This is a genomic window from Shewanella sp. Actino-trap-3 (assembly GCF_002836275.1).
GTDB lineage: Bacteria > Pseudomonadota > Gammaproteobacteria > Enterobacterales > Shewanellaceae > Shewanella > Shewanella psychromarinicola.
Genome location: NZ_PJCE01000001.1, coordinates 458271 through 469478, shown reverse-complemented (window position 1 = coordinate 469478; position 11208 = coordinate 458271). Strand labels below are relative to the sequence as shown.

Below are 11208 nucleotides of genomic sequence, written 5' to 3'. Positions count from 1 at the left end.
GTTGCTAGTCTTCATGGTGCTCGAGTTCATTATGCTAGGGTAACTGTGCAATTCGAGTGATATCGATCGCCAATTGCTGCGCGGTTTGCCAACGAGTTTGCTGCTCAAGTGCCTGTAAGGTTTGCGCGCTATTACCTGTTAGCGATAATGCGGTATGTGTAGGCTCAGCCATTGGCCAATCAAACTCCGTTAATAGGGCGTTAACGCCAACCGGATCATTGCACACCAAAATCATGTCACAGCCAGCATCCAATGCCGCTTTAGCTCGTCCAAGGTAATCACCAGCAAAACTAGCGCCTTTCATGCCTAAATCATCAGAAAAAATCACCCCATCAAATCCTAATTGTTGGCGTAAAATAGTCTGTAACCAATAGGTCGAAAAACCAGCAGGGTTGGGGTCAATATTGGAATAAACAACATGTGCTGGCATCACGCCTTGCAGGTGCTTTTGGCTTATAAGCTGTTTAAACGGGAGCATATCAAAAGCTTCCACTTGCTCTTTACTGCGCGGATCAACAGGCATCGCAACATGGGAATCGGCGGCAACACTGCCATGACCCGGAAAATGTTTACCCACAGCAGCCATACCGGCCTCATTCATGCCGATAATAAAGTGTTCTGCCAATGCACTAACTTCCTCAGCAAGCGCACTAAAACTGCGTTTACCGATCACTTCACTTATACCATTTACGTCTAAGACAGGTGCAAAACTCAAATCTATATCACAGGCCAACAGCTCTATTGCCATTAGAAAACCACATTCTTTTGCCCATTGTTTAGCTAATGTTAAGTCGCCTTTAGCTGCAGGTAAAATATCACCCATAGCAGGTATTAAGCTAAAGCCCTCACGAAAACGCTGAACCCGGCCACCTTCATGATCAACCGCAATTAATAAACCAGGGCGAATATGACGAACATCCTTAACCAGCTCAATTAATTGACTTTTATTTTCAAAGTTTCGACTGAAGAGTATAATACCGCCCACCTGTGGATGCTGTAACTGCTCAGCTTCTAGCGCAGATATGGTTAAACCTGCAAGATCCATCATTAAATAGCTCAAACCTTTCCCCTAAATATACAGCTGACTATTGCGTCAAGTTAATCAAGTCACATTACACATCAAGTATAAGGTTGGCTAATGTGAAAATAATGCATAAAAAAATCTAATGAACTGTCATTGATTAATCTGTGGGATACTCTAGTGACAATAAGAGATAAACCGCCAACATTACATTTGACGATTATACTCACTTATAACTAAAACAATAAACGACTCAGCAAGGGTTCAATCACATGATTAGCGTATTTGACATGTTCAAAATTGGTATCGGTCCCTCTAGTTCACATACCGTGGGCCCGATGAAGGCCGGTAAAATTTTTATCCAGCATGTCGCAGATATTAATTTATTGGATCAAATTGATGAATTACGAACAGAATTGTTTGGCTCACTAGGCCAAACAGGTAAAGGCCACGGTACAGGTAAAGCAGTGGTTTTAGGCTTAATGGGTCAAGACCCTGAAACCGTTGATACCGAGGCTATCGATGCCATTTTAGAAACAGTATCGACCAGTCAAAAGTTGACCCTCGCAGATGGACGTCAGTTGACATTTACCCGTGAAGCAGGGGTCACCTTCCACAGACGCAAAACCTTACCTGCACATGCCAATGCCATGACCTTATTCGCCTTGTCTAAAGGCGAATGTATTTACCAGCGTACCTATTACTCTGTTGGCGGCGGCTTTATTCTCGATGAAGATGAAATCACTCAACGCAATGCTTCTCCGGCGACACCCATTGAACAAGCACCTTATGACTTCAATAGTGCATTGCAATTACTGCAACTTTGTTGTGACAATGGCTTAAGTATTTCGTCTTTAATGATGGCCAACGAGCAGAGTATTGCATCGGAAGATGAAGTAAAACAAGGTTTGTGGAAAATTTGGCAAACGATGAAAAACTGCGTAGAACGCGGTTATCAGAAAGAAGGTATTTTACCTGGTGGACTAAAATTACGTCGTCGCGCACCTGCGCTTTACCGCCGTTTAAAAGCTGAAGGCCGTAATAATATCGACCCACTGACTGCAATGGACTGGGTTGATTTATTTGCCTTATCGGTTAATGAGCAAAATGCTGCAGGCGATCGAGTCGTGACAGCCCCAACAAACGGGGCAGCAGGGATTATCCCCGCTGTATTGTGTTACTACGACAAGTTTGTGCAAGAAGTTGATATTGATGTGTGTTGCCGTTATTTATTAACCGCAGCCGCTATTGGCATTTTGTACAAGAAAAACGCCTCAATTTCTGGCGCTGAAGTGGGCTGTCAAGGCGAAGTGGGCGTAGCCTGTTCAATGGCTGCAGGGGCGTTGACTGAAATTATGGGCGGAACAGTAGAACATGTTGAAAACGCCGCTGAAATTGGCATGGAACATAACTTAGGCTTAACCTGTGATCCCGTTGGCGGCTTAGTACAAGTCCCTTGTATTGAGCGTAATGCTATGGGCGCAGTAAAGGCGATTAACGCATCACGTATGGCGCTTCGCGGCGATGGTAACCATAAAGTCTCACTGGATAAAGTCATCAAAACCATGATGGATACCGGTAAAGATATGCGCAGCAAATACAAAGAAACCGCGAAAGGTGGTCTTGCGGTGAATATCGTCGAGTGTTAATTAACGCATTAATTTAATCGCGTAATGTGAAATGCCTGTTAGTCACTCTAACAGGCATTTTTTTGTATCTATTAAATGAAAATTTAAGCTCACTAAGTGACTCATTCAACCCTACTATTTTAAACCTGCTATTTAACCAATATCTGTGCGCAATTATCCAAGCCACCAAAAGAGTGTAGCGCACTATTATCGAGTTGATAGATACCCTTTTTTGGTGAACAAAATAGCGGTAAACGGAATTGAACTACAGACCGCATTCTGCCATTGTAGAAAATCATTAAAATGACAACAAGGTTGTAAACTGCGTCAACCCTATCACCCCCATCATCAAGCCAACGTTTGACAATCGAGTTCTTCGCTGAGATGCGATTACGGTTTCTGGTTGCAATCGAACGTAACGCATTTCTGGACAAAAGTGAGTTTGAGGTATTAATTAACTCAGCTTACTTGGTATTGGTTTAGCTTGATTTATAACGTAGCTTCATTTGAACTTATTGCCTGCAGCATGTGAGCTACAGGACGTAGTAAATGTCGCGATCACAGGGATGTGAAAGAGTGACCTTAGTGCAGATGATTAAGCGAGACGCCAGCTCTTGATTTTAAAATCAGCATCCCTGTGGGCTTAACCAAAACATCCCTGTTTTGGATACTCGCTGACTCATCTACACCTGTAATTTAACTCTCTTCGATTTAGCCGCATAGTTGTCTATAGATGAAAGCTAAATAGGAAAAGCTCAAATCTAATTAGCTGACTTATTTTGGGGCAGAAATGATTTACGCACCGTGGTACATTTCTGAACAGAAGCGTGTGAGTGCCTAAGCTCTAACACTCACTATTCGCATTATGATAAGTATGGTGAGTTTAGATTAACTTGTTAGCTTTTTATTTTAAATTTCACAAGGAACTGCATTCAATGCATTTTGTTCTTGTTTTCTTAGGTAATTGACCACTTTCTCTTTAAACGATAAATCGGAATAAAATTGCTTGATTAGGTATTTTGAAGGGATATCAGTCCGTTCCATTAATGGGACAGCTCGACCAGTCGCTATGACGTAAACATGAAAATCATTATAACGTGCCAACATTGGTTCAATAATATTTTTATACAAAGCATTGGCCAACAACGTAGCATAACCTTTATTACGATGCTCTATGACTGTTACGAAGTGAATAATACCCAACTCTTTATAGGTCACACCTTGATGACAAGTGTTTTTGTCAGCACGGGCTTCAAAGTTTTCAAAAAGACTGTACCCTACCAATTCATCATTTACATAAAGTTTAATTATTTCTGCTTGAGTCCCGTTTTGTAATTCCTCGTGTTTATCTAACCAATCAAAAATGTACCACATTTTCATGTCGCCCTGACCCAAGGCGAGTAATTCATTAGTACAAGTTTTGACATTACAGTGTTCAAATCTAAGCATTAATAACCCTTTGAATCTTCGTAAGTTAGTTAAAATCGGCCTGTGAACTTACTTTTATGTAAATAGAGAGCGAAAAATGGGTTAAGCCCCCTAACCCATTTGTGGACAGAAATTACTTAGAATAATAATGCTAAGCCTTCACAAGTATTTTGTGCCGTTTACAGCAATTTTATTATTCAACACCATTAACCGCAGGTGAAGCAATACCATGGATTTTTGAGTTAACGATAAGATGGCGGTCTCTTGATCGTGCAGAGTAAACCATAAATGAGTTTATATTGTTGCCATATTACCCAGACGAAATATGATATTTAATAAACCTCTGCTTAATATTATCGCTACAAACCAGCTATATAATTATTTTGCATTGCAGGTTAAATATCAACATTAGCTGACTCAATCCACTGAATTAATAGGTTCTTTCCATGCCTCTTCCCGTGCATCTTCCCATGCCACCTTCAGTATGACGGGACAGCAGATAATCCGTGCAAGCGCCCTGAGCCTGAGGGCCGCCCTTGTCATTATTGAGCAGGTGTTGGCTCAACATATGCCTTGGTTCCCCAGAGTGGAACAGTCGAAAGGCTGTGTTTGAAACTTCCTGATGTTTCTTTAGTAGAGTAAGATACATACATTAACGTTTGATTGTCAGCATCAAATATTCTTCTAATTTTCATCGTTTTGAAAAAGATACTTTTTGATTTTTTAAATACCACTTCACCTGATTTACTCTTATCTATTTGTGCAATCATATCTTTGGTGATTTCCCCTGTTTGCCTGCAAGAGATAGAGCTATCACTTGGATCTGAAAAACTCAGGTTTTCTTCTATTGAGGCGATGTGACACGTTACACCAGAGACAATATCATCCTTTAAAATGTTTAATTTTATATCTTGCGTAGTAAACATTCCAAGTGAAACATCACCTACTTCGTTGTCAGAACAAGCAGTAAGAAGTGCCGTTAAACATAACGCAGTGAGTATTTTTTTCATCAGTAAACCTTGTAATATTGGAAGTTAATTATCGTCAAAAGAGGCTGGTTTAAAAAATGTTGTTAGGCAATTAAGGGCATACATTAATGGTATGTCTTTAATAATATTCTTTTCATGAAATACCTTTCATGATAAATAGGCCTAAACTGACTTTGCCGATATCAGCGCCACCACCGCTGAGCAACATGCTAGTTCATATTGCGTTCGGCATTATGGTTATCATTGTAACCTATTGACCAAGCTCGTTGCTGACTCAGTATGCTTGTTAACATTCTCTTTTTTAGCATAATGGTCAACCTTTATGCGTTAACTGCACTTTGACTTAGTTAAATGCACTTTGAGCACAACGTGTTAAGCCCGCAGTTACCGAGCCAAAATGATCGCCTACCACCACTTTGGCATTGGGATACACACTAGCAATTTTATCGTATATAGCCGGGCTACGCGCCGTACCGCCTGTTACATACACAATATCAGGAGTGGTTGGCATATCGCAATTTTGTTGCTCCGCTTTAGTGATAGCCGTTTTCATGGCTTGTTTCATTAACGCTTCAACTTTAGCTAAAGGTTCATTGATAGCTTGCTCAAACTGCGCTGCCGTTAATGGTACAAACAGCTCTTTTTCAATAAAATCTAATGAACATTGAATAGTCTCATTGTCCGACAAACTGATTTTAGCGGCTTCAGCTTGGCGTACAACTTGATAACTCATTTGATTTTTTTGTACTTTTTGTAAACGAACTAATAAGTCTGGTTGTTGTGCTTCTTTTATTAACTGCTCGACGAGCTTACGGGAAGGTAAACTAACAAAGTCACGCTGAGCACTAATATCATTGACGGCAACCGCGTTCCAAAAAGGGGTTCTTGGCATAGGTTTACCGTTAATCATTAACGTGTCTGCCCCAAAGCTTGGCATCAATCCGCTCATCGCAAGCGCAATATCTAAATCGTTGCCACCGATGCGTTGGCCAGAATGGCCAAAGCAGTCTAGGCTTCGATCTTGTTGCGCAATGTATGATGGACCCATTTTCACCACAGAACAGTCTGTCGTACCGCCGCCCACATCAACCACTAAAACGGTATTGTCATGGTTAAGATTTGACTCAAAGTCCATGCCAGCGGCTAATGGTTCAAATAAAAACCTCACATCAGTGAAGCCAGAGCGAATTGCGGCAAGGCGTAAAATGGCTTCCGCTTGCAGGTTATTGTCTTCTCCACCTATACCTTGAAAATTAACCGGTCGACCTATCACGGCATGGCTAGCAGACGTAAGCGATTTGGCGTTTAATGCCTTATCGGCTAGGGTTTTAACATGCATCATCATCAAGGTAACTATGTCTTCAAATAAGGCAATCTGCTCTGCTCGCAGGCCATTGGCGCCTAAAAAGGATTTTGGCGAACGGACATAAAAACCTTCTTCAGGCATGTCTAAATAGGCATCAATCGCAGCTTGACCAACAAACACGGCTTGTTCATTAGGCGACAAATCAAGTTCATGGCGCATTTGTTTTGCTCGCATTAATTGCGAACTGCGCAAATGAGAATACTGCGCTTGTAAATTTTCAGGTAAGCCCCAATACACTGCTTCAGCGATCAGCTCGCGATCCATCGCGTACAAGGTTGACGGCATAAAATCTGAGTGCGCTGATAATGGCAATAATGCCACCGTATTATCAACCATCACCCCTATCGCACAGTTAGCACTGCCGTAATCAAATCCAACAAACATTGGCTTACCTTCAGTCGTTCAATTTAAAAAAGCGCCCAAAATAACATAATAATCATCTTAGCTGAACCATTTATCGTGTTTTATCCAAGGGGACACATTGAGGAATAACTCATTCAGGCGTAAAAACCTCATAATATAAGCTTTACAGCATATCTCCCCAGTAATAATTTTAGTTAAATATCGTTTATTCAATATGTTGCATACCAATGTTCTAGCAGATTAAATGGCATCGGCAGCTAAAAATAATCTTATTTCCGACATCGCGATATCTTGGTTATCATTTAAGGCAAGGGTTACACTAAGCCAACGATAAACATGTGCCGTGGATTTTTTAGTCATATTTAGATCCGCTATTGTGCTTAACTCAAGCCGGTTCGGTAAGTGTTGACCCTATCAAATTGATGGTGGATAAATAAACCGTGACGTTAGCGTTAGTCAATAATCAACCATTAGAGAATGATTTATCATGCAATGGCTTAGCCCAAGAGCAAAAAAACTGCCGCGGTTGCAAATTGATTACGATGTTAATGCCGCTCTCACTTCACCAAAAACGAAAAAACCCATCGTGTCCTGATGGGTTTTTTGCTGCTAATGAGTTAACTCATCAAGTTAACCTTTGCTGTTGGCTTTTTCTTGTGTTTTACGCTGAGCTTCTTTTTGCTGACGACGTGCATCAATGACTTGCTTTACATCACTGCCAATATGCGCTTCACCGCGTTGCTTAGCTAATTGCACTTGACGCTCACGCTCAATAAATCGCTGACGTTGTTCTTGAGGAATATTATCGATGCAATGAGGGCAACTCACACCTTGAACATAAGCTTCAGATTGCTTTTCGGCTTCCGTTATTGGCATACGACAAGCATTACACTGATCGTATTGGCCTTTTTCAAGGCTGTGATTAACGGCCACACGGTTGTCAAACACAAAGCATTCACCTTCCCATAAGCTTTGCTGTTGATCCACCTCTTCAAGATATTTTAAAATGCCACCTTCAAGATGATACACCTCATCAAAGCCCTGCTCTTTTAAATAAGCGGTTGATTTCTCACAACGAATACCACCGGTACAAAACATAGCCACTTTTTTATGCTTGCCAGGATCTAAGTTTTGTTTGACGTATTCAGGGAACTCACGGAAAGTCTCGGTTACGGGATTAAGCGCATTTTTAAAGGTACCAATCTTCACTTCATAATCATTACGGGTATCAACCAATACCACTTCAGGATCTGAAATCAGTGCATTCCAGTCTTTGGGCTTAACATAAGTGCCAACGACTTTACGCGGGTCTATACCTTGAACACCCATAGTCACAATTTCTTTTTTAAGTTTTACTTTAGTACGATAAAATGGCATTTCATCATCAAAAGACAGCTTGGTGACGATGTTATTTAAACCTGGTTGTGTGTCTAACCAGACCAATAAATTCTCAATGGCGGATTGGGTGCCAGCAACAGTGCCATTGATCCCTTCTTGGGCAAGTAACAAGGTACCTTTGATGTCGTTTTGTTCCATGACTGTGAGCAATGGCTGACGAACAGCCTCGAAATGAGGTAAGGCGACAAATTTATATAATGCGCATACGGCAATTTGGGGTTGAGACGTTTGTTGGATCATGTCTTGTTTAGCTTCTTGCATAACTGTTGAAACTCCGCTGGCTGGAACTTAATTTCCAGTGCATATAATATAGCCGGCACACTGTGCACAGACTCAAAAAAACGGCCGCAAGTATACCTAAGTCACACTCAAAAAAATACTAAAACAATCCGACGCACCTTTTTTGCTTTGTTGTGAGCATTTTATTTTGGGATTCAGGCCTTAAAAGCGTTACTCTATTAGCCAGACTTAATTTGATATGATCCCTAATGAATTCTGCTATTTTGTACACCTTTCGTCGCTGTCCTTATGCCATGCGGGCACGTATTAGCCTTCATTTGAGCCAACTTAATCCGTTAGTGCGTGAAATTGAACTTAAACATAAACCCGCAGAGATGTTAGCCATTTCGGCCAAAGGCACAGTACCAGTACTTGTCACGACAGATAACCAAGTGATCAGTGAAAGTATTGATATTATGCGCTTTGCATTAACTGAGCACCCAGCACCTGAAACCAACTACTTAACCCCAGCCGAGTATCAGTCACTGCAATATTGGTTAGATAAGCCAGCAACAGAATCGCTCATTAATGCTAACGATAATGAATTTAAACCCTGGTTAGATAAATATAAGTATGCCGACAGATACCCCGAATACAGTCAACTCTGGTATCGACAACAAGCAGAAAACTTTATACAACGTCTAGAAACCTGCTTAAATCAACATCGGTTTTTATGCACAGATACCGTCACATTAGCTGACTTTGCTATTTTTCCATTTATTCGCCAATTTGCTAATGTTGAGCCGATATGGTTTAACAACAACCAATCCCCTAAAGTGAGAGTTTGGTTAACAACGCTAATGAATAGTCCGTTATTTAACGTGACCATGCACAAATATCCATTGTGGTTACCCCAACGAAATGGGATTCAGCTCAAACATTCAATAAATGATGATGGACAACTAATACCTTTGTGCAACAATTAAAAATTATTAATATTTAGTAGTTTACAGACTATTAATCCGTTAATTTTTAAAGTAGATTAAAGATGTTAGCAGTGAATAGCCGTTTAATAACATGGATTACTATTATTTTTACTGCAAATTGAGATTTTAAGTTTACACTTAAATAAGTCATTGCTAGAACGCAAAGGAACATGACATGGATAATATGGATATTACGTTAGTCATAATGCTTATCGCATTACTAATTTTACATATTCACTTTTGCTATCGAGCCTTAATGTCGAAAGCACCTATCGGAAATGCTCAACGTTTTGTCTGGTCGATGCTCAGTTTATTGATGGGACCATTAGGCTATTATGTTTATCAGAACATAATCCCACTTGAATTCTACGAATAGACGCCCTAGCCCTATTTAACCATCCCAGCATCAGCGAGCCACGTGGCTAAATTAAGGCTTATATTATCTGTTACTCCCGCTTATAAATAGCGAGCGAATTGGCGTCCATTTTTTAATGGCTTTGTTGGCGCCGTTACCGCTGGTGTGCCTACATATAAAAAGCCCACTATTTGGTCTTGTGCCGACAAACCTAATTGTTGATGAACATTAGCATCAAAAGCAAAATCGCCTGTACGCCATACTGCACCAAGCCCAATCGAAAATGCAGCTTGCTGCATGGCCATCGTCGCACAACCGGCTGCAATGTGCTGCTCTAAAGCGGGAACGTTATTATGTGCTTGCGTTTTAGCGACCACAGTAATCACCATAGGTGCGCGATAAGGCATATTGCCAACTTTAGCTAAAAAAGCATCATCTGCACCCTTTTTTTTAGCTGCATCAACAAAAATATTCGCCAGTTTAGCCAAACCTTCATCGATTGCGATAATAAACTCCCATGGGGTCAAGGCACCATGGTCGGGTACTCTTGCTGCAGAATCGAGTAACAATGTAAGTTGCTCAGCATTCGGCGCAGGGGCAATAAGACGTGGAGTTGATTGGCGGGTTAGTAGCAGTTGTGTTGCGTCCAAGATACGGTCCTTCTAGATGAGTTCTGATACTAATGTTAACAAATAACCCACTTAATTGGTGGGTTACTTTCAAAACTTTACATCATCTGTGTTAACACCTGTTGAGGAAAATAGCGCTTAAGTATTGTTTAAATAACGACGAGAAATAAAATAATCGACACTGGTGTAACGACCGCCGCCCAGCGCAAAGATGGCAAATAGCATGATCAAGTAGGTAATGGCAAACTCAATACCATTATTGAGAATAACGAAATTACCTGAACTGGTTAACCATTCATAATTACCATGCTGTTGTAAAATCGCTTTTGCTGCAGACAGTTTTTCCGCTGAAGCCAACACTTGCTCATTGGCTAACCACGAACTTGCATCGGCAATAGCTAACCAGCCATTAGGTAAGTGCACCGCAAAAGCGGCTACCACCATGGTTGCCATCATCGGCAGTGCCACAATACGTGTCGCCAAACCAATTAACAGTAAAAAACCACCAAACAACTCTGTGCCTGCAGCCAGAGCAGTCATCACTTCTGGCATCGGTAAGCCTAACCCCCAATCTGGATTACCAAACCAAGCGGCTGTGTCTTCAAAATGTGATAATTTGTTGTAACCAGCCTGCATTAACACTGGTGCTAAATAAATCCTTAACGCTAATGGAGCAAAGCCTTCTGTATGTTTAATCACATTTAAAAACTGTTGATATAATCTACTTAGTGTCTGCATAAATAACCTAGGCTGAAATCGTTGTTGTAGTAATAGACCCGCTGAAGATTAAAAACATTTCAGCTTATGCGATTAACAGCTATAAATA

At 40.9% G+C, this 11208-nt stretch carries 10 protein-coding genes; 3 read left to right on the top strand and 7 right to left on the bottom strand.

Features of this window, described 5'->3' with window-relative positions; all coding sequences use genetic code 11:
* Positions 1-34 precede the first annotated feature (34 nt).
* Positions 35-1060 carry a beta-N-acetylhexosaminidase gene (nagZ, locus tag CXF80_RS02095; protein ID WP_101030753.1) on the bottom strand — a complete coding sequence of 342 codons (1026 nt, stop codon included), beginning with the start codon at positions 1058-1060 and terminating at the stop codon, positions 35-37.
* 233 nt (positions 1061-1293) lie between these two features.
* Here nagZ and CXF80_RS02090 point away from each other — a divergent pair, with 233 nt between their 5' ends.
* Positions 1294-2670 (top strand): L-serine ammonia-lyase, encoded by a 1377-nt coding sequence (locus tag CXF80_RS02090; RefSeq protein ID WP_101030751.1) that lies wholly within the window; start codon positions 1294-1296, stop codon positions 2668-2670.
* Between the two features lie 888 nt (positions 2671-3558).
* Here the strand turns inward: CXF80_RS02090 and CXF80_RS02085 are convergent.
* From CXF80_RS02085 to trhO, 4 genes are all read right to left on the bottom strand, one after another.
* Positions 3559-4098 carry an N-acetyltransferase gene (locus CXF80_RS02085; RefSeq protein ID WP_101030748.1) on the bottom strand — a complete coding sequence of 180 codons (540 nt, stop codon included), beginning with the start codon at positions 4096-4098 and terminating at the stop codon, positions 3559-3561.
* 521 nt (positions 4099-4619) lie between these two features.
* A complete protein-coding gene (locus CXF80_RS02080; protein ID WP_101030745.1) occupies positions 4620-5087 on the bottom strand; it encodes a CreA family protein in 468 nt (155 codons plus the stop codon).
* Between the two features lie 322 nt (positions 5088-5409).
* Entirely contained in the window at positions 5410-6816 is a 1407-nt protein-coding gene (gene yegD / locus CXF80_RS02075) for a molecular chaperone (RefSeq protein ID WP_101030742.1), read from the bottom strand.
* Positions 6817-7425: 609 nt separating this feature from the next.
* The gene (trhO, locus tag CXF80_RS02070; RefSeq protein ID WP_101034644.1) at positions 7426-8433 is read right to left on the bottom strand and encodes an oxygen-dependent tRNA uridine(34) hydroxylase TrhO; all 1008 of its coding nucleotides are present in this window, start codon (positions 8431-8433) and stop codon (positions 7426-7428) included.
* Positions 8434-8681: 248 nt separating this feature from the next.
* Here trhO and CXF80_RS02065 point away from each other — a divergent pair, with 248 nt between their 5' ends.
* Together CXF80_RS02065 and CXF80_RS02060 are read left to right on the top strand one after the other, a co-directional pair.
* Complete coding sequence (locus CXF80_RS02065) at positions 8682-9398, top strand: glutathione S-transferase (protein WP_101030739.1); 717 nt, start codon at positions 8682-8684, stop codon at positions 9396-9398.
* 175 nt (positions 9399-9573) lie between these two features.
* Positions 9574-9774, top strand: a complete 201-nt coding sequence (locus CXF80_RS02060) for a hypothetical protein (protein ID WP_101030736.1) — start codon at positions 9574-9576, stop codon at positions 9772-9774.
* An 80-nt stretch (positions 9775-9854) separates the two neighbouring features.
* On the opposite strand, the gene CXF80_RS02055 is transcribed toward CXF80_RS02060, so the two are convergent.
* Together CXF80_RS02055 and CXF80_RS02050 are read right to left on the bottom strand one after the other, a co-directional pair.
* On the bottom strand, positions 9855-10403 hold the full coding sequence (locus tag CXF80_RS02055; RefSeq protein ID WP_101030734.1) for an NAD(P)H nitroreductase: 549 nt from the start codon (positions 10401-10403) through the stop codon (positions 9855-9857).
* Positions 10404-10520: 117 nt separating this feature from the next.
* The gene (locus CXF80_RS02050; RefSeq protein WP_101030729.1) at positions 10521-11120 is read right to left on the bottom strand and encodes an HvfX family Cu-binding RiPP maturation protein; all 600 of its coding nucleotides are present in this window, start codon (positions 11118-11120) and stop codon (positions 10521-10523) included.
* Between the last annotated feature and the right edge of the window lie 88 nt (positions 11121-11208).

Bases quoted from the DNA above. Each gene is read 5' to 3' on its own strand.
- CXF80_RS02060 (WP_101030736.1), top strand. From the start codon at position 9,574: ATGGATAATATGGATATTACGTTAGTCATAATGCTTATCGCATTACTA.
- CXF80_RS02065 (WP_101030739.1), top strand. From the start codon at position 8,682: ATGAATTCTGCTATTTTGTACACCTTTCGTCGCTGTCCTTATGCCATG.
- yegD (WP_101030742.1), bottom strand. From the start codon at position 6,816: ATGTTTGTTGGATTTGATTACGGCAGTGCTAACTGTGCGATAGGGGTG.
- CXF80_RS02090 (WP_101030751.1), top strand. From the start codon at position 1,294: ATGATTAGCGTATTTGACATGTTCAAAATTGGTATCGGTCCCTCTAGT.
- trhO (WP_101034644.1), bottom strand. From the start codon at position 8,433: ATGATCCAACAAACGTCTCAACCCCAAATTGCCGTATGCGCATTATAT.
- CXF80_RS02085 (WP_101030748.1), bottom strand. From the start codon at position 4,098: ATGCTTAGATTTGAACACTGTAATGTCAAAACTTGTACTAATGAATTA.
- CXF80_RS02080 (WP_101030745.1), bottom strand. From the start codon at position 5,087: ATGAAAAAAATACTCACTGCGTTATGTTTAACGGCACTTCTTACTGCT.
- CXF80_RS02050 (WP_101030729.1), bottom strand. From the start codon at position 11,120: ATGCAGACACTAAGTAGATTATATCAACAGTTTTTAAATGTGATTAAA.